Raw genomic sequence first — 23,680 nt, 5'->3', positions numbered from 1 at the left:
GGAATGCAGTTTGAGCGTTTGTGGTGACTGAACTTAATCAGACTAATCAAGCAGAAAACATAGGCTAACAATGACGCTTACCAGAAGTAGGCTAGCAATTGCTGTAATGGCAATGTCTTCCGGTGCTGTATACGCAGAGGCTACACCTCAAACTGATGCAACCCTTCTCAATCAGGTGACAGTGACTGCCACCCGATCCGAAAAAGACATCAATGATGTAGCTCAGACCATAGAAGTGGTCGATCAATACCAGATCCAGCAAGAGCAGCCAGAGTCTGTGGCTCAAGCCGTCAAGTCTCTTCCAAACGTTTCCGTCAGCGGTGGCCCACGCGCCAACTCCCAGAGCATTAACATTCGTGGATTGGAAGGCACACGGGTTCTTCAAATCGTTGATGGTGCTCGCCAGAACTTCAGTAACGGTCACCGAGGTACTTATTTCACCGACCCTGAACTGTTGAAATCCATAGAAGTGGTTAAAGGCCCATCCAGTAACCTGTGGGGATCAGGTGCGGTCGGCGGTGTGGTTGTACAAAGCACGAAAACCGCTGAAGAGCTTCTGGAACCTGGTGAAACCCTGGGTGGTTATGTATCCCAGGGCTTCCAGAGCAACAACAATGAGTCACGAACCAGCGCCTCTCTATATGGTGTAAATGACAACTTCGACTGGTTGCTCAATGGTTATTACAACGACGGTGGTAACTATGAAACAGGAACTACCGGCAAAGGCAATGGCGACGAAGTAGAAAACTCCGGCTCCCGTGAACAGGGGGGCATGGCCAAACTGGGCTGGCAGTTGAATGACGACAGTCGTTTTGAGTTTAAGGCTCAGCAGGCTCAAACCAATGCCAAGGTTCCAAGCAATCCGACTACTGCAGTAGATACCGACTCTCCACTGATCATTCAGGAATCTACCAACACTAACTTGTCTGCAGCCTATCTGTTTGATCCTGACAGTGCTCTGGTCGACAGCAAGTTCCAGCTGTTTTATAACGATACTGAGTTCGACGAATACAGGGTTGAAGACAAGCAAACAGACAACACCCGCTACAAAACTCTGGGGGCAGCGTTTACCAACGTTTCAAAGCTGACACACCTTGATTTGACCTATGGTCTGGATGCTTACAAGAACACCATTGAAACTCAGCGCGACGACTCCGGAAATGAAGGCAATCGTCCAGAAGCTCTCGATGGCGAATCCACCACTGTAGGCGCTTTTGTTCAGGCCGATGTACCACTGGCAGATGCCTGGACACTGCAAACCGGTGTTCGCTACGACCGCTTTGAGGCTAAGGACAAGCGCTCAGGGTCGGATATTGAAGAGAAGAAACAAACTGACGACGCCGTATCACCTTCTGTTGCCCTGATCTGGGATACCACAGACTGGCTGACTCTGACTGCCAGCTATAACGAAGCTTTCCGAGCGCCTAACATGGAAGAGATGTTTTCTACGGGCACTCACTTCTTTATACCTATCCCGGGCTTTCCGGGTGGTGGCATCCGAAATTCCTTTGTTCCTAATCCGGACTTAAAACCGGAAGAAGCTGCCAACAAAGAGCTTTCAGCTCGCATGAACTTCTCCAACCTGCTGGGTGAAGATGAGCTGACAGTCACTGCTAATGTCTTTCAGAATGATGTGGATAACTTCATCAATCAGATCGTTGATGGTAATACCACTACCTGGAAGAATGTGGATGAAGCGCGTCTGAAGGGCTTTGAGCTGGCCGGTCAGTATCGCTATCAGGATATTCAGTTTGGTCTGTCCTATGGCCAGACCCGTGGCGAAGACAAGAAGACTGGCGAGTATCTGGACAACATTCCGGCCGACAAAGTCGTTGCTGATGTTGCCTATCTGATGCTGCAGGGTGACCTGAAAATCGGTTCTCGATACACCCATGTCAGAGCACAGGAAAATATCCGTGCCGACTATGACTTCGACGACATTGACTCCTATGACAGCTACGACCTGGTTGACCTGTACGTCAGCTATGAGCCAACCAGCGGTGCTCTCAAAGGTATCAAGACCGACCTGACTGTTAATAACCTGACGGATGAATACTACATCACCGCCTGGGAAAAACTTTATGAGTCAGGTCGCAACGTCAAGCTGAACGTACGCTATATGTTCTAAGCAGCCATGAACCCATAAAGCAGCCTTCCAATGCCGGACACTTGTCCGGCATTTTTTATTCCGCATATCCTTCAATAAAACAAATCGTCAGATATCTCAAATTCACCCTTTCTTATTCGATACTATTTGACTGATAATCCGCCCCACCGATTAAGAAGTACAAAGTCGTTTACCATGCTAATTATTCTAACTCTCTATCTGGCCATGCTGTCGATGGTTGCTTATGGCTCCATGAAAAGTGCACCCAGAGAAGAGTTTTACACCGGAGGAAGAAAAACCGGTTCCTGGGTGCTTTTACTGACCCTGTTCGCTACCAACATGACATCGATCAGTCTCATTGGTGTGCCAGATCAGGCCTTTGACTCCGGGTTTATGGTGTTTATTTCCATGGGAGTGTCTACAGCCCTGATCGTCCCATTTTTGTTTCACACCATGGGTCGAAAAGTATGTGAACAGTCCAGACGATATGGTTTTCTGACTCAGGGAGACCTGGTTCATCTGAAAACCGGCTCCAAATCCAGCGGTGCAATGATTTCATCCATCTCCATTCTGTTCCTTATCCCCTACATCGTCATTGGTCTGAAGGGAGGTGGAGAAGTTCTGTCTCTGGTGTTTTCTTCATACCAGCTGACTATTCCAGAATATCTGAGTACAGGGGTTATTGCCCTTCTGGTCTTTGGCTATGTTTTTTTGGGCGGGATGACGACCACTTCACGCATCAATACAGTACAGGCTATTATTTTTCTGGTCGGGGCCTTTTATATTGCGACCTATTTGTTTTCAAAATGGGGCGGTTTTTCTGAAAGCCTGCACTTGCTGCAAACTCAGAAATCGGGCTTTTTCAATCCATCAGACTATTTACCTAATCCCGGAAATACAGTATCACTGGCGTTTCTGGCTATTTCTGTTGGTGCTTTCCCCCACATTTTCAGTCATTGGTGCACGGCAAAAAGTCCTGACCACTTTAAGCAAAGTATTCGTTTATACCCGGCCTGCATCCTTATCTTATGGTTAAGCAGTTCCTTTATCGGCATGCTGTCCAACCTGGAATTTGCCCAAAAGCCAGATGAACCTGTCATCATCGCCCTGATTGGCGACCTGAATAATGAGTTTGTGGCTGGTATTATTGCTGTGAGTGTACTGGCTGCCATCATGTCGTCACTGGATTCTCAGCTATTGGGAGCCAGCTTGATCTTCCAGAAAAGCCAAAAGAGCATAGAAAAAATGCCTTTAGCTATCATGATTCTTCTCTGTTATGCACTGGCCATCTGCACAACAGGCAACATTTTCCAACTGGGGGTCTGGTCGCTCGCCGGTTTTGCAGCACTGACGCCCTTACTGATGGTTTGCGTTCGTCAAAATTCTGTGAACAAAGTCCTGTTCAACATCAGCCTGGCTGTCATCGTTATTCTGTGGCTCGGTTTCTTCATGCATGCTCTGGCTGTGGGCTTTTCGAGTTACTCTATTCTCGATACAGGCATTGCCCCAGTAGTTCCACTGGTAGTGATTTCAGCCCTGTTCAGTCTTTTATTGGTCGTAACCAACCAGAAAGATACGACGCAAAAAGCCATTCATATCCGTTAATTAAGCCATAGCTCACCCCAGAACCTGCTTTCATTCAACGGGGTAAACGCCAGTCTATCTGGTTAAATGTCACAGTACTGTGGAAGCTGGGCTTGATTGCCGCCAGAAAAGCTTCGGGTTTTGTCTATGCCTGGTGATGATGTCCTGATACCCCGGCCACCACCCTATGATGAATAATAGTGCTCTCTATAAGAGTGAAAGTAACCTGGGTGGCTCAGTCACAAGCCTGATGAAAGGTCACCAAAACAAGACATAAACATCTCTTTTTCCAACTCAGATGATTGAAATATCAATCTTTTCAGGCAGTTGGCATTTATTGCCACGTATAAAATAAATGCGAATTATTATCATTTAGTTTATTGAATACACTTTGAAGTTACAGTACTCTTCACCCGCTAATGAACAAGTAAATCCAATATGTCTCGAACGCTGCTACTCACATTGATTATTTCCATTGCCGCTCATGTCGCAGTGGCGATATACAATGGACAACAAGAAGACCAGCAGCCGAAACTAGCCCAGGGCAGTATCAAAGCGCCCATCAGCATGACCTTCTCTTCTGTACAACAAGCCGCCCCTCAAGTAGAGCCAGAACCTGTCAGAGAAAAGCCCAAGCCTGTCGAAAAGAAGCCTGAGCCCATTGAAAAGCCTGAGCCCATAAAAAAGCCTGAGCCCATAAAAAAGCCTGAGCCGAAGAAAAATGTCGTCAAAATAGCTGAGCCAGAACCCCAGCCTGAAAAGCCCGAAATTAAGAAAGAGCCTTCAGCGGATAAAACGTCTGAGCCAAAACCGGTGGTCAAGAAAAAACCTGAGCCTCCTAAAAAAGAAACAAAGCCTCAGGAAGAAACCCCTGCCGAGACCCAGGTCGTTAAAACAGCCACTGAAGAAACAGAAGTAGAAGGCCTGAGCAACCAGCCAGTCTTTGTCTCTCAGCCGGCTATTCGCAAGTCTGCCCCGCCCAGTTACCCCCGTATTGCTCAACGAAGAAACCAGCAAGGCATTGTCATGCTGGAAGTCTTGGTAGACACCGATGGTCATGCCATGAAGATAAAAATACTGGAGTCATCCGGCTTTGCCATTTTGGACAAGTCTGCCATTGCTGCCGTCGAGGACTGGGAGTTCGAACCTCAGAAACGAAACAACCAACTGGTGGCATCCCGGGTTCATATTCCCGTGGCATTCCAACTGAATTAACTGCTCCAAGTGAACTAAATCGTCACAAGCAGTAGAAGATTTTCAAGATTATTAGCAGGTATTAATTGATGTTACTGGAACAGATAGCTTCTTTAGGATTCATGGGTTGGCCTCTGGCCATTATTTCCTGCATCAGTGTGGCCCTGATTCTGGAAAGACTGATTACCTTTGTAATGCTGCCCAGTCTCGACAATAAAAGCATGCAAACCCTGCTGAATGAAGTTCGTGGCTGCTCTAACTGCAATAACAGTCAGAATAAACTTTGTAAGAATCTTGTTGCAGGCAAAGGGGTCCGCAAAGGCATCGCCATTCTGCTAAGCCATAATGACTGCCATAAAGAAATGCGTGAAGAAGTAGCGGGTCTCTGGTTGCTCAAGCAAAAGAATGCTTTGCACGCGTGGCTGAAACCACTGATGCTGATCGGAATTCTGGCCCCTATGCTGGGCCTGCTCGGTACAGTGCTTGGTCTGATCGGTATGTTCCAGGGCATTTCCGAGATTCAGGGACCTGTTACACCTGACGTTCTGGCCGGTGGTCTTTGGGAAGCCATGTTCACCACAGCGTTTGGTCTTATGGTCGCTATTCCTTCTCTGGCAGCCGCTCACAGTTTTGGCATCTGGGCTAACCACTATGTTTCCAAACTGGAGTTCGCCCTGAATCATGCCAACTTGCTGCTGGAAGGCCTGAAAATGAACGACGATGGCATCGCTATCAATCAGGAAACCGGCATCTGCCCCGAGGCCGTAGCAGCATGATTCGAATTTCCAACAACGAAGAAACCAGTGCTTCCTTTACTGCAGCGGACCTGACACCGCTTCTGGACGTCGTTTTCATCGTCATGGTTTTCCTGTTGTTCACAGCCAATGTGCAAACCTTAAGTCTGCCGGTCAACCTGCCCGAAGCCAGTCGTGAGGAAGCTACACTGACCCAGGAGCCTAAAACCCTGACCGTCAGCATTCTTGCCAAAGGCCAGCCCTGGGCTGTGGAAGAAACAAAATACGACAACTTCGAATCATTTAGTCAGAGCCTTCTTTCCCGCGTAAAAGAAGCACCAGACACTACAGTACTGGTTGCTGGTGATCGGGAAGCACCACTGGGTAACCTGGTTGAGCTGATGATGTTTTTAAGTGAACACGAAATCACTGCTGCACAAGTCCTTATGGAGGAGAAAGACTCATGAACAAAGCTATTGGCAAAAAACTGGCAGCAGCCCTGCTCCCCCTCACTCTCTCCTTCTCAGCAATGGCTACGGTGATCAACATACCTCAGGAAACCAGTGCCACTGAAGAGAAGCGCATTGTTTCTGCTGGCAGCGGCATCACCGAGATTATTTATGCTCTGGGTGCCGGTAACCAGCTGGTTGCTGTTGATCTGACCAGCAACTACCCTCCTCAGGTTAACAAGCTGCCCAAACTCGGTTATCACAAACAGCTCTCTGCCGAGGGTATTCTGGCACTCAAACCTGACATGTTGATCGGTACAGACGACATGGGTCCAGACACAACGATCACTCAGCTGGAAATGGCCGGTTTGAACGTAGAGTCTTTCGCCACCGATAACTCGGCTGACAATATTCATAACCGCATCCGCTCATTAGCCATGCTGCTGAACAAAGAGAAAGAGGGTGAGGCTCTCTGGCAGTCCATTGACAGCGATCTTAAAGCTGCCGAAAAGCTGGCTGAGGGAAAAGACAAACCCAACGTTCTGTTTCTGCTGGCAATGGAAGGCAGAACCCCTTCTGTTTCAGGCTCAGGTACCGAAGCTAACTCCCTGATCAAGCTGGCCGGCGGCTTTAATCCTGCTGAAGCACAATTCAACAGCTACAAGCCTCTTTCCAACGAGTCCCTGTTGACCCTGGCTCCTGATGTCATTATCTATTCTGATCGTGGCCGTGGCCTTACTATGGAACAGTTACTGGACAGCCAACCTATTTTGAAACAGACTCCTGCGGGTAAAAATGCCCGGATCATTCCCGTAGACGGTCGATTATTACTGGGCGGGCTGGGTCCGAGAACCGGTGAAATCGCATTGAGTCTGGCTAAGGCCTTTTATCCGGAATCCTGATCACCGCCACAGAAAACCACTCACCGAGAACAAGAATGAACCGTAGTCGTAAATCGGCACTGTTACTGATAGTGCTGGCAGTCGCCCTGCCAGCAGTCATTGTGCTGTCCGTGGGCACTGGTCCGGTCTCCATCGCACCTCTGGATATTCTCTATATCCTTTTTGATCGACTGGGCATAACCGACAGCCAGGTATCTGACCAAACCCGATTGATCGTAGAATCCATCCGCATGCCAAGAACCCTGATGGGTGCCATGATTGGCAGCTCTCTGGCCATTGCCGGTGCCGCCATGCAGGGCTTGTTTCGCAACCCGCTGGCAGACCCCAGTATCATTGGTGTATCCAGTGGCGCAGCACTGGGAGCGGGTATTGGTATTGTTCTGGGAGGCGCTCTTTTTGCAGGGTTCTCCAGCTCATTACTCATGGATTACAGCGTCTCGCTACTGGCCTTTGCTGGCGGCGTTCTTACGACCTGGATCGTTTATAAAATGGGTACCACCAATAATGGCACCTCCGTAGCTACCATGTTGTTAGCTGGCGTAGCTATTTCTGCTCTGGCGGGTGCGGGTATGGGGATTCTGAATTACATTGCCGACGATGCCACACTCAGAAGCCTGACTTTCTGGCAGATGGGCAGCATTGGTGGTGCCAACTGGAACTCTGTTCTGCTCTGCTTCACTCTGCTGGGGCCAGTCATATTCATGCTCTGTCGTTACGGACAGGTTTTGAACGCCATGCTACTCGGAGAATCTGAAGCCAGACACCTGGGAATAGATGTCCAAAAAACAAAACTGAAATTGATTCTGGTCACAGCCATGGCTGTGGGTGTTTCCGTATCGGTCGCCGGGATTATTGGTTTTGTTGGTCTGGTTGTTCCTCATCTGATTCGCTTGATGGTAGGCCCTGATCACAGAACACTGTTACCCGCCTCAGCCATGCTGGGGGGAATCCTGCTGTTGGCAGCGGATATGATCGCCAGAGTTGCCGTGGCACCGGCTGAACTGCCCATTGGTATTGTTACCGCCCTGATGGGAGCTCCGTTCTTTATGTCCCTGCTGTGGCAGCAACGCAAGAGGATTGCTTGATGAGTAGTCTCAAGGTTCAGAATGCCACAGTGCAGATCGGTGAAAAAACACTCCTCGATGATGTCAGCATTACCGTCACTCCAGGCGAGGTTGTAACCGTACTCGGCCCCAATGGAGCGGGCAAAAGTACACTGATGAAAGTTATCAGCGGCGAGCGAAAGCCTTCTTCAGGCAGCGTTATATTGAATGACAGAGAAGACTGGAGACTGGAACAGCAGGCTTTAATGCTTGGGGTATTACCTCAGTCTTCCTCTCTGAGTTTTCCATTTACTGTTGAAGAAGTCGTTATTCTGGGACGTATTCCCTGTGCCACCGATCGAACTGAAAATCTGGCGATTGTGGAAGCCGCTCTGAATGAAGTGGATGGTCTGCATCTGAAAGATCGTCAGTACACCACCCTGTCAGGTGGTGAACGACAGAGAGTTCATATGGCCCGGGTACTGGCACAAATCTGGAATGAGCTGGACTTTGGTAAACGCTATTTATTACTGGACGAACCTACCTCGGCTCTTGACCCTGCCCACCAGCAACTGACCCTGAAAATGGCTCGAAAACAAGCAGAGAAAGGCGTCGGTGTTCTGGTGATTCTGCACGACCTGAATCTGGCTGCCCGTTATTCTGACCGCCTGGTGATTCTCAAAGAAGGAGGGATCGCCGCTCAGGGTACACCTCATGAGGTACTCACGGTAGAAACGGTAAAAGCAGTGTTCAACGTAGATGTCACTATCTCAGAACATCCTGCTCATCACTGCCCTCTGGTGATCAATAATTAATCTCTATTGAGATCATTTCACAATGTCTCATCCTGTCGAATGATGGGATGAGACATTGTATTTGAATAAAAGTGATCAATTGTCATATCTCTTTTTGGAAGACAGGTGATCGCCCCCATTATTTGCAAGCATTACTACCGACATATAAAGTCCATTTATGTTTAGATAGACGCTGAATTTTCAAGCAAGCTAAACTCTAATCTTCTCTTCATTTAAACGACTATAGCCCTTTGAGCAAGAGCCCTTTGAGCAAACCCACTGCTTATCATTGATTAAACGGAAGGCAATACAAGTTTCGAGGCTTCCTACTGATAATGCAGACTATGGATAGTACTGATGCCTATGACTGACATTTTCTTTAAAAAGCCGATTCTGAACTCACCCTAAAGTACCCAGCCCGGCACTGGGAGCTGGATGACAGTGGCCAGCCGACCCAGCGAATTATCGAACATCGCCGCAAAGCCGAGTTTATTACTCCTATTCCCAAACCCAAGAAACGGAAGTCACCCAAGCAGCAATCATCTCTCAACCTGGATAATTCAGGAATCTCTACGAACGGTCAGGAGTATGATCTGCACTCAATCATCAATGAGCTGAGAAAGGGCCAAAAATAACGAATTGGTGGGAATAGGGGTAGATGGAGTTGCCCGACCGCTTACAATAATCTGACCTTTGCCCAGGTCAAGGAAGATCGTGATGGACGGCCTTTCAAGATGACTGGATCAGATTGACTCCAGGCACTACAAGCTGAGGGAGAAGTGGGTTACTCAACAGGACAGCAATTTTTCACTAACCATCAAATCGTGCCAGCCAGCGTTGTGTAAAGGCTTCGTCGTCTTGTCCTGCCGGGTCATCAAACATGGAGTCTTCAAAAGGTGCTCTTGCTGCTTTCAGAGCCCTTCCAAGAGCAACGTAATCTTCAGGTGGCTGATTGGGAGCTCCAATTTGAGGCTCATGCCCGGCCTGAAAAACGGTACCGCTGCTGTAGGGGCAGGACAGAACACGGGAACCCGCATTAGCTAGTACTGTGTCAGAACCTCCTGCTCTGGCCAGTAAACGGTGGGATACAGCTGTTAGAAAGTTAATGGATTTTATACCGTTTCGACAATGGATCATGACTCCTGACAAGTCATGGGCATCTAGTCCAGGGTAACGCATTAGGTTATCCCCTATGATATTCTGAGCTGCGTTACGCCCCCCTACGTCAAAAGGAAAGATAAGGCCTAATCCAGCGTAGGCATGTTCGACCTGCAATTGGTTGCACATTGTAACAAACTGTTGAGCAAAGCCCTGCACGCCTATGTGCTCAAGCATCGAAGCCGGATATGATAAAAGTAGAAAACCTAGGTAGTTGGGGTAGGTGACCCCCCTGGCTAAAGAGCTAATTGACCATGGATGGGCAATGCCTTCATGAGCCCCTCCCGCCTCAAAATCCAGGGTAATGTCAGTATCCAGCATTTTTGCCAGTAATTCCGGGTTTGGGTTTTCTCCGGGACTTAAAGTGCGATGGCGTTTATCTCCGGCAACTGCATAGAGCTGGAGCTGTCCTTTTGCCTGTTGAAGATAGTATTGAATACAATTAACCAAAGACTGTCGCTTTTCAGATTCACCAGGTGCGCCAAAATAAAAGCTCATGGTCAGGCCAGCGTAGGCAGCTGGATTACCTGTTGGAAAATAGGCGACAGGCTGATTACTAAGGGTGTTAAGGTCTAACTGGGTCATAGGTATTCCTGTTATTCTTCTCAAACGGCAGATTGAATAGGATTCTGACAATTACAGCCTTGCTCTACATCTTTTCGAGGGCCGCCTACCCTGTATATTGAGTATTTTTTCCGACTGCCGGCAATACCCTTGTAAGCTTCATCTTGATCATTATCCCGCCTGTCTTGACCAAACTTAAACTCTACCACCTGATCAATATTATCCTGGGAAGGAGGCTTGCTGGAGTCAGAGACGATCACCAGATCCGGTCGCCGGATATCACCACGTCCTGGCCGGTAACCATCTACTTCAGCAATTCGGCCCTGCCAGTAATGGGATGGCTCGGTCGTGTCATTGCCCCAGGCATCTCGGTGCATCATGGGTTGCGGTGGTTCGCCGGTCTGGAGGTTCATGTTCCAGGAGACTTCTGACTTATAACGGCTTTTCCATTCCAGGGCTTTGTCCGCTGCCTGCAAGACCTAATGAGCGCAGCTCTGCTTCAAGTCCTGATCACTTTGGCCCTTGGCTGGATGATCGTTACAGCAGCACATGATGGTACACATGACACTTCGATCCAGTGCGCGTTTTTTCTCTTCCGGGTCTGTGGGAACAGTGTTATCAGTGCCTGGGGGAATGATTTTCTCAACGGATGAAGGATGAGTAGAAGGTAACTTTCTGGCCTCCCTGCTTTCACTTATTGGCTTGTTCTTGTTTTTGGAAACGAGCCTGATCCCACAATGACGATGAGTGAGGGAAATATAGCTTTTTATAATCGTTGCTAAAAGAGTCATTTGATCAGATTCGCTAACTCACGGTCTGTTTAGTAAACCAGGGCACTATGATATGGAGGATCTCTCAAGGCGACTGGATCAGATTGATTCCAAACTCGACAAACTGAGCGACTCGGTGTCTCGCCTGGCCATGATTGAGGAGCGGATTACTCATCAGACCAGCAACCTTTCCCGGCAGGATGAACGTCTGGATGAGCAGGAGAAACGCATCCGGAAGCTGGAGTTCCAGGCCAGTCGCCGGGGCGTGATACTGGGCTATATCGAGCGGTTCGGCTGGATCGTGCTGACCGCTGCTATTGGGCTTCTGTCTTATTTTCTTAAAACGTAAACTCAGGGGATGAGTCATGGGCAAGCGAAAGGAAACTAATTACATCGTCGTGCATTGCTCGGATACCCGAGCTAATCAACATGTGACCTTTAACGACATCAAACGCTGGCACACCATGGAACGGGCCTTTCTGGATATTGGTTACCACTGGGTGATTGAACGGGATGGCTCTGTGAAACAGGGACGACCCATGGATGACTGGGGTGCTCATGCCAAAAGCCACAACCACGAGAGCGTGGGTATCTGTCTGGTGGGTGGGCTGGATAAGAACAACCAGCCGGAAGATAACTTTACTCCAGATCAGAAGCGGATACTTAAGTTTCTGGTAGCAGGTCACCAGACGCTTTATCCAAACGCTGTCATGCATAGCCATCACCACTTCAGCAAGGTGAAGACCTGTCCCAACTTTGATGTACATCATTGGCTGAGACAGGAAGGACTGCTGGGAGGCAAATGGTGAGTCTGGTGGCTGCCATTCCGGTGATCGGGAAGGTGATCGACAAGATCTTTCCCGATGTGAACAAAACCAAAGAAGCCAAGGCTGAATTGACCCTTCAGATAACTGTTTGTAATCTGTTGATGCAACAGCTTTCATAGAATGACAGTTATTTGTAGGCTTTCTGTATGTAGGCTGTGTCTTGTCATTGAACCCTCCTGCTTTGAGAGGCTGAGTAAAGTAAGGAAACTAAACCCATTCGGAGAGGTAGAGGCATGCCTGGACCTAAAGATCGTACACTTCTAGCCTATATCTGTTCAGATGCCTCAGGCTCCATAACGATTGACTTGATTGAAGTTTCTAAAAACGGAAGCGCTTATCACTACGATGGAGAGCTCTGGCGTCGCCAGGTGATGAGTCATTATTGTACTAGCTCCAAGGGAGATAGGTGCTGTATTACCCCTCTTAGTCGTTATGGTAAGCCTGAATGGGTGAAAGAGCCTGTCGTAGTGGCTGAGCGCGCAAAAGAGCGTTATGCCTTGTGGAAAGAAAGGATACTTCAGTAAGTGGATCGTCAGCAATTCCCGCTCAAACAGAAGCTCCTTGATTTTAAAGGACTACAGAGGATTTTAGGAATCCCAAATCGCAGATTTTTTTACTTTTAAATTGTACGTAATTTAAACAGACCTCGATAATGCCTGGTTTTCTTGGGCTGTAGAACCCTCTTTAATTAACTTGAAAAACATGAAATTAAACTGAGCGGGAATTGCTGGCTCTCGATAAGGCAAACATCCCTTTCAAGGTTTTGGACACCAAAGTCAGCACCGTTACTGGAAAAGCTTCTATATGCACTATGCACCTTGCCAAAGGACTAGAGTTCAGAGCAGTTATCATTATGGCCTGTGATGATGAAATCATGCCATTGCAGGAACGGATAGAAAGTGTCGAAGATGAAGCTGATCTGGAAGAGGTATACAACACCGAAAGGCACTTACTCTATGTAGCCTGCACCCGCGCACGGGATTATCTACTAGGAGGCTGACCGAGAATAGACAGCCCGGCCTAAAATCCAGAAAGAACGGCCATCTTTTCCACTGAATTTGCTTAAATAGGTCAACTATTCGCACAAATTCAGTGAAAAAGCTGACTCGTTCTACTGAATTTTATGCTCGGACGCTATTCTCGGTCAGCCTCCTGGGCCAGATATAGATCAATACCAACTAATGACAAAGGCATGCACGCAGCAACTTTGCCATTGCATAAAACTTGCAGAAATCATTGCAATGGATGAGATTTTCTCTGCAGCGTGGAGAGAATTGTGTATCGGACTACCTTATCCATATACCACCGGAAGTCCGCTTCTGACAAGTCATCCAAAGCCCTCATAAGCAAGTTGAAAACAAGGTATAAAGTTGGAGATATTTACTTTTCAGCGTACGTAACTAAAATAAAGCGTACACACATAAAAAATAGGTGCAGCATGGCAAATCAGCAGAATGGACAAGAGCCCATTAACCTGACCAATCTCAGGAAAAATATCTATGCCATCTTTGACGAAATCATCAAAACAGGACAAGCGGTGGTAGTTGATCGCGGAGGGGTCAACTTGACGATAAGCCTATCGAACAAAGGCTCTAAGCTAGACAGGCTGAAAAGTATGGGTGAGCAATCCATCATCATTGGCAATGAAGAGGGACTGGAGAGTGAATCAGTGTTTAACTGGGAGCCCGACAATGGTTTTAATTGATACTCACATTGCAGTCTTCTTACATGGCAGACAAATCCGGAAGCTCTCTTCCGAAGTCAAGGTCATGCTGGACAATAATGATATCGTGCTGCCCGAAATGGCCAGGTTTGAACTTCAATACCTGAATGAAATTGGCCGAATTGCTGAAACTCCAGCCAATATCATCCAATTTCTTTACACAGAAATTGGACTGACGGTGTCGAAAACACCCATGTCGAGACTTGTGGACGAGGGTATTCTTCTGCCCTGGACTCGAGATCCTTTTGATAGGCTAATTTGCGCTGATGCCCAGGTGCAGAATATTCCACTGATCACCCATGATCAGAAAATTTTGGATAATTTACCCCAGGCCTGCCGCTGAGGTAACCAAGCGAATGTGTACTGTAGGAAAGTGCGCCCCCATTTAAAGTCCATCAGGGCGCCGTTTTTAATCAACGAACCATATGCAGGAAGTGCATATGTTTCTCATACTGATCAATGATATCTCCGATCACCTGATCTTTAGACCAGCCCATGATGTCGTAATCCTGACCACCTTCTCTTAAAAAGACTTCAGCCCGGTAGTACTTACTGTCTTCTTCGTCATCAATGACAAAACTGGGTTGAGAGTAGGATCGTGGAATGACTTTATAGACAAAATCCTGTTCTTCACCATGAAAAGCCTTCAGGGAAGCAACAAACCTGGTCTTGTCAAAGGCTACTTCAGTATCCACACCTTGTTCTTCCAACTCTCGAGACAAGGATTTCAGTGCCGGTAACACAACCCCCCTCATGAACACCCGAACACTTTTGCGTTCTGGAAAGTGAGTAATATTCTGCAGCCGATCCTGCCAGGGAATTGAGGCATGCCCTCCACTGGGTGCCAGCGTTGTCTGAGAAAGACTTTCTCTTTTCGCTGCATCTATAGCCAGCGCTTTTAACAGTCCATAGCCAGATATCAACAACACAATAGCAAAAGGCAAAGCCGTAGCAATCGTTGCGGTTTGTAGTGCTTTCAGCCCTCCGGCAAGCATCAGTACCAGAGCTACCAAACCAATCAGGACAGACCAGAATATTCGCTGCCAGACGGGTGTTTTTCCCTCCCCTCTGGACGCCAGCATATCGATCACCATGGCGCTGGAATCAGAAGACGTCACGAAAAACACGACCACCATGATAATGGCTATTCCGGACAAGAAGTTGGTCGCCGGGAAATATTCCAGAAATTTGAAGAGCGCCAGTGAGACATCTTCCTGAACAATATCAGCCAGATCAGTCGCCCCATGATTCATAATCAGGTCGATAGACGTGTTGCCAAATACCGTCATCCAGATAAAGGTCAGACCTGCAGGCACAAACAGTACTCCACAGATAAACTCACGAATGGTTCTGCCCCTTGAAATACGGGCAATAAACATGCCCACAAAAGGAGACCAGGACAGCCACCAGGCCCAGTAGAATAGCGTCCAGCCGCCTAACCAGTCGGTGGGTTCATAGGCGTATAGGTTGAACGTTTTGTCGACTATATCAGAAAGATAGCCACCAATATTCTGCACCAGTAACTGAAGCAGTAAAATGGTTGGCCCAAGAATAATCACCATGGCCATCAGCAACAACGCCAACAGCAGATTGATCTCCGATAAACGACGAATACCTTTATCAAGCCCTGAAGCGACTGACAATGTGGCCAGAGCGGTTATCACCACTATCAGGACAACCTGAACATGGGTGCTTACATCAATATCAAACAGATAATTTAAGCCCGAGTTGACCTGAAGTACACCGTAACCCAGCGCTGTTGCCACACCAAATGTTGTTCCCAGAATGGCAAAGATATCAATAACATGGCCAATCACGCCGTGGATACGATCACCGACCACCGGATAAAGTGCAGACCTCAAGGTGAGGGGCAGGTTATGGCGATAGCCGAAGAAGGCCAGAATCAGAGCGACAATGGCGTAAATAGCCCAAGCATGGAAACCCCAGTGAAAGAAGGTGATTCTCATGGCTTCACGAGCTGACTCAATGGATGCAGGCTCTCCCACGGGCGGTGAGAGAAAATGCATAACCGGTTCCGCCACACCAAAGAACATAAGACCTATGCCCATGCCTGCGGAAAACAACATGGCAAACCAGGAACCAAAACTGAAGTCCGGCTCGGAATGGTCAGGGCCCAGCTTGATATCGCCATAACGAGATAAGCCGACGACCACAACACCAATAAGAATAACGCCGACAGAAGCCACATAAAACCAACTGGCATTGGTCATTATGCCGCTTTGTAAGGCTACAGAATAACGCTCTGCCTGTTCAGGAAAAAGGGCAGTACAGGCCACCACCAGCAAAATGATACTGGCCGAGCCTATAAAGACAGGTAAATTAAGACTGTGACTGGATTCTGAGGGATCAGACATAAAGATGGGAGGCTCCCGAGGTCAGGATACAACATTGGACAGAAGGAGATGGCTATATCAAAAATAGACACTTTCAGACGGTTTGAACAAAAAATATTATATGTCTAATGTTTAGTGGTCAAACCATGTTTGTTTTTCTCATTCATTTATGGCAAATAAACGCATCAAACATCTGACTACCCCAAGGGAGCGATATGTCCGAATCCTGTTACTGGAACGATGTTCTTGTTTCTCTACGACAAATCATCCGAGCTACAGACCTTCATTCAAAACGGATGATCAAAGTCTGTGGGCTGACCATCCCACAGGTTATAGTGCTGAGAGCTATAGAAACCCTGGGCGATGTGACCGTTAAAAGAATTTCACAGGATGTATCTTTGAGTCAGGCTACCGTTACAACCATTCTTAACCGCCTGGAAGATCGCCAATACATTGAAAGAGTCAGAAGCACTATAGATAAACGCATTGTTAACGCCCGATTGACCACAGAAGGACGCAGCGTTCTGAAAACAACGCCCCCCCTGCTCCATGAGAAATTCATTGAGCGCTTTGAGTCATTGGAAGACTGGGAAAAGACACAGCTACTCTCCGCCCTGCAACGGGTAGCCACTATGATGGATGCCGAACGTATTGATGCAGCCCCTGTTCTGGATGTAGGGACACTGTCTTCTTGAAAGCCAGTTAGTTTGAACTCTTATCATTAGAGCTGTAATCTATATGCCTAATTTTTATAATGAAAATTTTGTTATAGGCGAAATGTGTCGTTTTCAATCGAGTGACCAGAAAGTGGGGTTAACTACGGCAGAACAACTTGCACAGCCTTGAACGCATAGATCTATTCCTCAAAATAGCCCTATGCACATAAAGATGCTTCATCACACCTCGTGATGAAAGCTCTAAAAATAAGAATTACAGGTGCAATTTATGCAAAAAGCCGTCAAATCTCTGGGTGCAGCCCTCCTTCTTTCGTTATCCAGTACAACAGTCTCTGCCTCTTCCTGTGGAGACGTTTCCATCGCCGACATGAACTGGAGCTCGGCTTCTCTGATGGCTCACGTTGACCAGTTCATTCTCACCCATGGTTTTGGCTGTGATGCTGAGCTGGTACCGGGCGACACTATGCCCACCAGCACTTCCATGGTTGAAAAAGGTGAACCTGATATTGCTCCTGAGTTATGGAGTAATGGTGTCAAGGAAGTTCTGGAAAAGGGGGTATCAGAAAAACGACTGCGTCTGGCCGGCGTCTCTTTGTCTGACGGCGGAGAGGAAGGCTTTTGGGTACCCAAATACCTTGTGGACAAAGACCCTTCCCTGTCGACCATTGATGGCATCATCAAAAAATCAACATTATTCAAACATCCGGAAAACTCTGATTTGAGTGCCTTTTATGGTTGCCCGGCGGGCTGGAACTGCCAGATTACTGCCAGCAATCTGTTCCGCGCACTCAACCTCGAAGAAAAAGGCTTTGAGCTAATCGATCCCGGTTCAGGTGCTGGTTTGTCAGGTTCATTGGCCAAAGCTTACGAACGAAAGGAAGCATGGTTTGGATATTACTGGGCTCCCACCGCTATTCTTGGCAAATACGAAATGGTCAAAGTCGACTTTGGCAGCGGTGTTGATAAAAATGAGTATATGAGCTGCACCAGCCAGAGTGAATGCGAATCGCCGAAAGTCACCATGTACCCACCCTCAGCAGTTCAATCTGTCACGACTGAGTCTTTTGCCAATCAATCTCCTGAAGCGTTCCAATATATTGGCCAGCGTGCCTTCACAAATGCCGACATGAATAAGTTGCTGGCCTGGATGGAAGACAATCAGGCCGATGGCGAAATCGCAATGGAACACTTTCTGAAAAATTACCCACAAATCTGGCAGTCCTGGGTTTCAGAGCCTGTTGCCCAGAAAGTTAAAAAAGCCCTGACTCGCCTCTAATGAGGGACAGCGTTACTGCCTCCGTTCATCCTGAGCTTATCGAAGGATACTGATGATGCACTTCGACAGGCTCAGTGCGAACGGTATGAGGTATAACACTTGTTGGTACCGTTAAGGTTGCCCATGGTTGTTACCAGCACACCCTGCGTAACAACCATGGGAAACCAATTCCCTGCCTGGAAACCGACTGGTTTGAACTATTGGAATCAGGTCTGTAACCTATTTGCGCCGAACGATGTTATAAGCTGTAGGCAAGTGCTCAAGATGCACCTATTTGACCCCGAAAAAGCACCTCATCGTCTCCATCAGCAAAGATTACGATTTCATATTTCTATTCATCCAGGTATCACCATAATGCATAAAGCCATCCGGACTCTGGGGGCCACTCTTCTTCTTTCAGTTTCGAGTACTGCTGTTCTTGCCAACACCTGCGGCAAACTTTCCATTGCCGATATGAACTGGGACTCAGCCACTCTGTTGGCTCATGTTGATCAGTTCATCCTTAACCAGGGCTATGGCTGTGATGCAGAACTCGTCCCTGGAGACTCCATGCCCACCAGCACCTCTATGATCGAGAAAGGTGAGCCGGATATTGCGCCAGAACTCTGGACTATCTTCATCAGAGACGCACTGGATAAAGGTGTAGAAGAAAAACGTCTGCGAATTGCCGGCACCTCTCTGTCGGACGGTGGCGAAGAAGGTTTCTGGGTTCCTCAATATATGGTCGACAAAGATCCTTCTCTCGCGACCATTCAGGGAATCATCAAAAATGCCTCTTTGTTCAAGCACCCAGAAGAGCCCGATGTCGCAGGCTTTTATGGCTGCCCTGCAGGCTGGACCTGCGAGATCACGGTAAGCAACCTGTTCCGGGCAATGAAGCTGGAAGAGAAAGGGTTTGAAATGATTGACCCAGGCTCCGGTGCTGCACTTTCTGCTTCACTGGCCAGAGCTTATGATCGCAAAGAGCCCTGGTTTGGTTACTACTGGTCGCCAACACCGGCTCTTGGAAAGTATGACATGGTGAAGGTCGACTTCGGCAGTGGCGTTGATAACAACGAATACAAAAACTGTACGACTCAGGTTGACTGTGAAAACCCCAAAGTCACTATGTACCCACCCCTGCCAGTACATTCTGTGACTACCGAGTCTTTTGCCAGTAAAGCCCCTGAGGCATATCAATACATACAACAAAGATCACTCTCCAATGCAGATATGAACAAACTGCTGGCCTGGATGGAAGACAACCAGGCAGACGGAGAGATGGCGATGGAACACTTCCTGAAGAACTATCCACAGATCTGGCAGACCTGGGTTTCAGAAGCCGCCGCTACAAAAATTAAAAAAGCTTTGTCACGCCTCTCTTTATCACGCCTCTTTATCACGCCTCTAAGGAAAAAAAACTATGGCTGAAAAATCCTGGTTGACTGAGTTTCCAGAAATGGATCGCAGCGACCTTATTTCGATCAGAAAAACACTGGACAGTGCCTACCGGGAATTTTCACGCGCTTATGGCGACTCAATAGAGGCTTTTTTTGATCCTCTGTTGAGTTTCCTTTCCGGGTTTGAGCAGTTACTGCTGAATTCGCCCTGGTGGCTGGTACTTATTTCGATTACAGGTCTGGCTTATGCTGCCAGTCGTTCCTGGAAACTCTCTGGCGCCATAGCCCTCTCACTGCTTGCCATTGGTTATTTTGGCATGTGGGAAGACACCATGCGAACACTCAGCATGATTACTGTTTGTACCGTTCTTGCCATTATGCTTGGCATTCCCATCGGTATATTAATGGCTCGTTCTGACAAGGTTCAGAAAGTTTTCACACCCATACTTGATGTCATGCAAACCATGCCAGCCTTTGTCTATCTGATCCCCGTGGTCATGTTGCTGGGTATTGGCAAGATTCCAGGCCTCATCGCCGTCATTATCTATGCTATTCCCCCAGTGATTCGCCTTACCAACCTGGGTATACGACTGGTGGATAAGGAAGTACTGGAAGCTTCCACGGCTTTCGGTGCCAGCCCTATGCAACGCCTGGTAGGTGTTCAGCTGCCACTGGCCATGCCCAATATCATGGCAGGCATTAACCAGACCATCATGATGGCTCTGGCCATGGTTGTCATCGCATCCATGATCGGTGTTAAAGGACTGGGGCAACCTGTTCTCAAATCCATAACGAACCAATACTTTACTCTTGGCCTCTTGAATGGTCTGGCCATTGTCGCCCTTGCCATCATGTTTGACCGAGTGTCCCAAGCCTGGGCAAAACGAAGCCAACAATATCGTGAGGGTTCCCATGTCTGAGCTAATCTCGGTACGCAATCTCTATAAAATCTTTGGCAAGTCGCCCGAAAAAGCCGTAGAGCTGGTCAAGGCAGGACAGAGCAAAGACGAGCTGATGAACCAGGCTAACCATAGCCTGGGTTTGAAAGACATTAACCTGACCATTGACCGGGGAGAGATCTTCGTCATTATGGGTTTGTCAGGCTCGGGAAAATCCACCCTGATTCGACACTTCAACCGACTGATTGACCCTACTGAAGGTGAAATTATTGTCGACGGTGTGGATGTGATGAAGCTGAGTAAAAAAGAGCTTGAACAATTCAGACGTCACAAGATGTCTATGGTGTTCCAGCGTTTTGGCCTACTTCCGCATCGCACCGTACTCGACAATGTCAGCTACGGCCTGAAAGTACAGGGCATTAAAAAAGACGAGCGTCTTCAAAAAGCCAGACAGTGGTTGGAAACAGTGGGCCTGAAAGGTTACGAACAACAGTTTCCTTCACAACTGTCCGGCGGGCAACAACAACGAGTAGGCTTAGCCAGAGCCTTGTGTACAGATGCCGAAATCCTGCTCATGGATGAAGCTTTTTCTGCATTGGACCCACTGATCCGCAGCGAAATGCAGGACCAACTCATTGAACTGCAGGAAAAGCTCAAGAAAACCATTGTCTTTATCACCCACGACCTCGATGAGGCGCTCCGCCTTGGCGATCGCATTGCCATTCTTAAAGACGGAGAACTGGTCCAGTTGGGTAAGCCAGAAGAAATTCTGCTCAACCCCGCGACAGAATATGTCGAAGCCTTCGTTAAAGATGTAAACCGGGCAAGGGCGCTGACAGTGGAAACCGTTATGCAGCCACCCGTCTGCCGGATCAGTGCCAGCACCATTGGCGGCGCACTGGAACAGATGAAAAAGCTGCCGGAAAGATACGGTTATTACGTCACCGATGAAGGCTATCAGGGTGTTGTTCTTCAGGACACCCTGGAAGAAGCTGCTCAGACCAACGCCAGCGATACACTTGGGGAAGACATGATGGAAGAGCTGGACGCCGTTTCTCCCGATGCCATTCTGGAAAGTGTTATTCCCGATACACTGGAAACAGATTACCCACTTCCAGTTGTTGATGCTGAGGGTGAACTTCAGGGAGAACTGTCACGTTCCAATCTGATAGAAGTGCTGGGAGAAACATCAAGACAGGCGGCATAAGTCGCATAAAACATCTATACCCATTGGATTTCAAGATGCTACTAGGCGACAAGTGAACGAAGCCCTGTGAGCCTACAAGTAGTAGGTGATCAGGGTGAGCGAACGCTGGCAACAACGTAGCATATTGAAAGGCGATGGATCGGGATAGGGCGTAGCCTCACGGCTACGCTCCTCCCACAACACCCAGCATACGGGTCCGTACTGGGCGTTTCGGCCAGTTAAGCGGCCAACAATCTGATTAAACCTAACTTATCAAACCAACTATTGGGTAGCGCCATGTGTAACGCAGGACTCCGGCTCACTCGCCAATGTCCTTTTCCTGAAGCTACCGTTTGCCTTGTCAGTTTGTCACTGATTCCCTGCTTTCGCAGCTCCTTGTACCGCTTTGGGCTTCTTTTCCATTGATACCAGAGCAGACTTCGCAACCGCCTTCTTATCCAACAGTCAAAGTGTTCAAACTCTGTGCGGGTTTCTACTTCTCGGAAGTAGTTCTTCCATCCCTGCAAGTACCTGTTGAGTCCTTCCAATCTCTGCTCAAGGGATCGACCTCCCTTTCGGGTTAGCTGTCTGATTTTATCCTTGAAGCGCTTGCCACTCTTTGTCGCAAGGGTTTTCCTGCCGTCTCGGGTAAAAGTGTACCCCAGAAAGGGGCGCTTCCATGCACGATCAACCGCACTCTTTGTATGATTGACCTTCAGTTTCATTTTACCCTCGATCAGCTTGACCAGACTGGCCATCACCCTTTCCCCTGCCTTCTTACTTTTAACAAAAACACGACAGTCGTCAGCGTACCGAACAAATCGCAGACCTCGATTTTCGAGCGTTCTGTCAAGTTCGTCCAATACTATGTTTGAAAGTACAGGAGACAGGGGACCTCCCTGTGGCACACCCTCCGCTTGCGGTTTTACCAGCCCGTTTTCCATCACTCCGGACTTCAGGAATCGACGAATCAAACGCAATACATCCTTGTCCTCTATATGCTCTGCCAACTTTGCCATCAGTCGATCATGGTTGACCCGGTCGAAAAACTTCGACAAATCAATATCCACCACCCAGTTGTAACCATCCTTCATATACAACTGAGCCTGACTGATAGCCTGATGTGCAGACCTATAGGGCCTAAATCCGTAGCTGTAAGCCGAGAACCTTGGCTCCCACTCTGCCTGCAATACTTGTTGTATTGCCTGCTGCACCATTCGATCAAGAGCTGTTGGTATACCCAACTTTCGCTCTCCTCCGTCCGGCTTGGGAATCAGAACTCTTCTTACTGGAGTGGGTTTCCACAACCCTCTGCTCAAACACTGCCTCAGTTGACGACCATGCCCTTGTAAATACGTGAACAGGTCTTCCACTGTCATGCGGTCAATGCCTGCTGCTCCTTTGTTGCGTTTTACTCGCTGAAAGGCTTTCTTCAGATTATTGGGGTGGGCGATACGTGCCATCAAGCCTGTATCGCTTGCCGGGCTTTCGTAATCCTGTGATGCCGACACAACCTCAGCCCTCATAACGTCGCAGCCTCCGGTTCCGCCGTGACCACTTGGCATGAGTTCCAGTGTTTGCTGGATTTGTCTGCGTCCGGTGTATCGAATAACAGAAACTATTCACCACTCTGTACTGTTCAGGCCTTCACTGACATTCGCCAGCTACTATGCCGTCTGCTGACTTCTGTATGGCGATCAGGCCACCTTACGATAGCTTCAGTCCGAAATATCAGACACCACACAGACCTCCCGAGGTAAGTCACACCGCCTTCGCCGCACAACCGCCAGATCTACTGCCTGAGTGTCCGGATGAGTATGGACTTCGTCATCATACGCTGACTCGTCCTCACGCAGACAGCCTCATATCTGATTTCTGTTCGTCGGCTCGCGGTTTTGCTCCACACTGCCTTCAGCCTGCACCTCACGATACAAACCTTGTGCTTCGCTAGTCCTTCGCCCTCATCTGGCTGGACAGGGGACTTTCACCCCCAAGCTGTGTGACATGCTCGGCACACGTATATAGGCAGGTACACTCAAGGTACCTGCCATCTTTTCTTC

Annotated in this window: 24 protein-coding genes; 20 read left to right on the top strand and 4 right to left on the bottom strand. The window is 48.2% G+C overall.

The genetic code is table 11. The annotated features are described in order from the left end of the window. Positions 1 to 112: 112 nt before the first annotated feature. The 8 genes from GZ78_RS19735 (at position 113) to GZ78_RS19700 (ending at position 8,828) form a co-directional block, all read left to right on the top strand. Positions 113 to 2,128, top strand: a complete 2,016-nt coding sequence (locus GZ78_RS19735) for a TonB-dependent hemoglobin/transferrin/lactoferrin family receptor (protein WP_051786372.1) — start codon at positions 113 to 115, stop codon at positions 2,126 to 2,128. Between the two features lie 174 nt (positions 2,129 to 2,302). Next, the gene (locus tag GZ78_RS19730) at positions 2,303 to 3,712 is read left to right on the top strand and encodes a sodium:solute symporter family protein (protein ID WP_081869950.1); all 1,410 of its coding nucleotides are present in this window, start codon (positions 2,303 to 2,305) and stop codon (positions 3,710 to 3,712) included. A gap of 417 nt (positions 3,713 to 4,129) precedes the next feature. Next, the gene (locus GZ78_RS19725) at positions 4,130 to 4,906 is read left to right on the top strand and encodes an energy transducer TonB (RefSeq protein WP_051786371.1); all 777 of its coding nucleotides are present in this window, start codon (positions 4,130 to 4,132) and stop codon (positions 4,904 to 4,906) included. Positions 4,907 to 4,974: 68 nt separating this feature from the next. Beyond that, positions 4,975 to 5,661: a MotA/TolQ/ExbB proton channel family protein gene (locus tag GZ78_RS19720; protein WP_034839984.1), complete on the top strand. Its 687-nt coding sequence runs from the start codon at positions 4,975 to 4,977 to the stop codon at positions 5,659 to 5,661. Continuing rightward, the gene (locus GZ78_RS19715; protein ID WP_034839983.1) at positions 5,658 to 6,086 is read left to right on the top strand and encodes an ExbD/TolR family protein; all 429 of its coding nucleotides are present in this window, start codon (positions 5,658 to 5,660) and stop codon (positions 6,084 to 6,086) included. The genes GZ78_RS19720 and GZ78_RS19715 overlap by 4 nt, the downstream gene beginning before the upstream one ends. Further along, positions 6,083 to 6,970 (top strand): heme/hemin ABC transporter substrate-binding protein, encoded by an 888-nt coding sequence (locus GZ78_RS19710; protein WP_034839981.1) that lies wholly within the window; start codon positions 6,083 to 6,085, stop codon positions 6,968 to 6,970. The genes GZ78_RS19715 and GZ78_RS19710 overlap by 4 nt, the downstream gene beginning before the upstream one ends. Positions 6,971 to 7,005: 35 nt before the next feature. Continuing rightward, positions 7,006 to 8,055, top strand: coding sequence for a FecCD family ABC transporter permease (locus GZ78_RS19705; RefSeq protein WP_034839979.1), 1,050 nt, complete (start codon positions 7,006 to 7,008; stop codon positions 8,053 to 8,055). Then, positions 8,055 to 8,828: a heme ABC transporter ATP-binding protein gene (locus tag GZ78_RS19700; RefSeq protein WP_034839977.1), complete on the top strand. Its 774-nt coding sequence runs from the start codon at positions 8,055 to 8,057 to the stop codon at positions 8,826 to 8,828. Before GZ78_RS19705 ends, GZ78_RS19700 begins: the two co-directional genes overlap by 1 nt. Positions 8,829 to 9,617: 789 nt before the next feature. Here GZ78_RS19700 and GZ78_RS19695 read toward each other — a convergent pair. Together GZ78_RS19695 and GZ78_RS19690 are read right to left on the bottom strand one after the other, a co-directional pair. Beyond that, the gene (locus GZ78_RS19695; protein WP_034839974.1) at positions 9,618 to 10,550 is read right to left on the bottom strand and encodes a type VI immunity family protein; all 933 of its coding nucleotides are present in this window, start codon (positions 10,548 to 10,550) and stop codon (positions 9,618 to 9,620) included. Positions 10,551 to 10,570: 20 nt separating this feature from the next. Continuing rightward, positions 10,571 to 10,942 (bottom strand): VRR-NUC domain-containing protein, encoded by a 372-nt coding sequence (locus GZ78_RS19690; RefSeq protein WP_152558843.1) that lies wholly within the window; start codon positions 10,940 to 10,942, stop codon positions 10,571 to 10,573. Positions 10,943 to 11,372: 430 nt separating this feature from the next. Between GZ78_RS19690 and GZ78_RS19685 the strand changes: the two genes are divergently transcribed. The 7 genes from GZ78_RS19685 (at position 11,373) to GZ78_RS19660 (ending at position 14,192) form a co-directional block, all read left to right on the top strand. Further along, positions 11,373 to 11,648, top strand: a complete 276-nt coding sequence (locus tag GZ78_RS19685; protein WP_034839971.1) for a flagellin — start codon at positions 11,373 to 11,375, stop codon at positions 11,646 to 11,648. 16 nt (positions 11,649 to 11,664) lie between these two features. Further along, positions 11,665 to 12,108 carry an N-acetylmuramoyl-L-alanine amidase gene (locus tag GZ78_RS19680; protein WP_034839969.1) on the top strand — a complete coding sequence of 148 codons (444 nt, stop codon included), beginning with the start codon at positions 11,665 to 11,667 and terminating at the stop codon, positions 12,106 to 12,108. After that, complete coding sequence (locus GZ78_RS29585) at positions 12,102 to 12,245, top strand: hypothetical protein (RefSeq protein WP_161787437.1); 144 nt, start codon at positions 12,102 to 12,104, stop codon at positions 12,243 to 12,245. Before GZ78_RS19680 ends, GZ78_RS29585 begins: the two co-directional genes overlap by 7 nt. A gap of 114 nt (positions 12,246 to 12,359) precedes the next feature. Continuing rightward, positions 12,360 to 12,650 (top strand): hypothetical protein, encoded by a 291-nt coding sequence (locus GZ78_RS19675; RefSeq protein WP_034839967.1) that lies wholly within the window; start codon positions 12,360 to 12,362, stop codon positions 12,648 to 12,650. Positions 12,651 to 12,850: 200 nt separating this feature from the next. Beyond that, positions 12,851 to 13,126: a 3'-5' exonuclease gene (locus tag GZ78_RS19670; RefSeq protein WP_034839965.1), complete on the top strand. Its 276-nt coding sequence runs from the start codon at positions 12,851 to 12,853 to the stop codon at positions 13,124 to 13,126. Positions 13,127 to 13,564: 438 nt separating this feature from the next. Then, positions 13,565 to 13,831 (top strand): hypothetical protein, encoded by a 267-nt coding sequence (locus tag GZ78_RS19665; RefSeq protein ID WP_034839963.1) that lies wholly within the window; start codon positions 13,565 to 13,567, stop codon positions 13,829 to 13,831. Further along, complete coding sequence (locus GZ78_RS19660; RefSeq protein WP_034839961.1) at positions 13,818 to 14,192, top strand: type II toxin-antitoxin system VapC family toxin; 375 nt, start codon at positions 13,818 to 13,820, stop codon at positions 14,190 to 14,192. The genes GZ78_RS19665 and GZ78_RS19660 overlap by 14 nt, the downstream gene beginning before the upstream one ends. A gap of 70 nt (positions 14,193 to 14,262) precedes the next feature. Here the strand turns inward: GZ78_RS19660 and GZ78_RS19655 are convergent, their stop codons facing one another. After that, a complete protein-coding gene (locus tag GZ78_RS19655; RefSeq protein WP_034839959.1) occupies positions 14,263 to 16,224 on the bottom strand; it encodes a BCCT family transporter in 1,962 nt (653 codons plus the stop codon). A 194-nt stretch (positions 16,225 to 16,418) separates the two neighbouring features. On the opposite strand from GZ78_RS19655, the gene GZ78_RS19650 reads away from it, so the two are divergent. The 5 genes from GZ78_RS19650 to GZ78_RS19630 all read left to right on the top strand — a co-directional run bounded on the left by GZ78_RS19650 (position 16,419) and on the right by GZ78_RS19630 (position 21,641). Continuing rightward, a complete protein-coding gene (locus tag GZ78_RS19650) occupies positions 16,419 to 16,898 on the top strand; it encodes a MarR family winged helix-turn-helix transcriptional regulator (protein ID WP_034839957.1) in 480 nt (159 codons plus the stop codon). Positions 16,899 to 17,148: 250 nt separating this feature from the next. Continuing rightward, positions 17,149 to 18,156, top strand: a complete 1,008-nt coding sequence (locus GZ78_RS19645) for an ABC transporter substrate-binding protein (protein WP_034839955.1) — start codon at positions 17,149 to 17,151, stop codon at positions 18,154 to 18,156. Positions 18,157 to 18,510: 354 nt separating this feature from the next. Then, on the top strand, positions 18,511 to 19,566 hold the full coding sequence (locus GZ78_RS19640; protein WP_051786368.1) for an ABC transporter substrate-binding protein: 1,056 nt from the start codon (positions 18,511 to 18,513) through the stop codon (positions 19,564 to 19,566). After that, positions 19,559 to 20,455 (top strand): ABC transporter permease, encoded by an 897-nt coding sequence (locus GZ78_RS19635; protein ID WP_034839952.1) that lies wholly within the window; start codon positions 19,559 to 19,561, stop codon positions 20,453 to 20,455. Before GZ78_RS19640 ends, GZ78_RS19635 begins: the two co-directional genes overlap by 8 nt. Beyond that, the gene (locus GZ78_RS19630) at positions 20,448 to 21,641 is read left to right on the top strand and encodes a quaternary amine ABC transporter ATP-binding protein (protein WP_034839951.1); all 1,194 of its coding nucleotides are present in this window, start codon (positions 20,448 to 20,450) and stop codon (positions 21,639 to 21,641) included. Before GZ78_RS19635 ends, GZ78_RS19630 begins: the two co-directional genes overlap by 8 nt. A 218-nt stretch (positions 21,642 to 21,859) precedes the next feature. Here the strand turns inward: GZ78_RS19630 and ltrA are convergent, their stop codons facing one another. Then, the gene (gene ltrA, locus GZ78_RS19625) at positions 21,860 to 23,185 is read right to left on the bottom strand and encodes a group II intron reverse transcriptase/maturase (protein WP_201772766.1); all 1,326 of its coding nucleotides are present in this window, start codon (positions 23,183 to 23,185) and stop codon (positions 21,860 to 21,862) included. Positions 23,186 to 23,680: the final 495 nt, after the last annotated feature.

The sequence above is a fragment of the Endozoicomonas numazuensis genome (genome assembly GCF_000722635.1).
Lineage (GTDB): Bacteria > Pseudomonadota > Gammaproteobacteria > Pseudomonadales > Endozoicomonadaceae > Endozoicomonas_A > Endozoicomonas_A numazuensis.
This window is presented reverse-complemented; position numbering and strand designations above follow the sequence as displayed.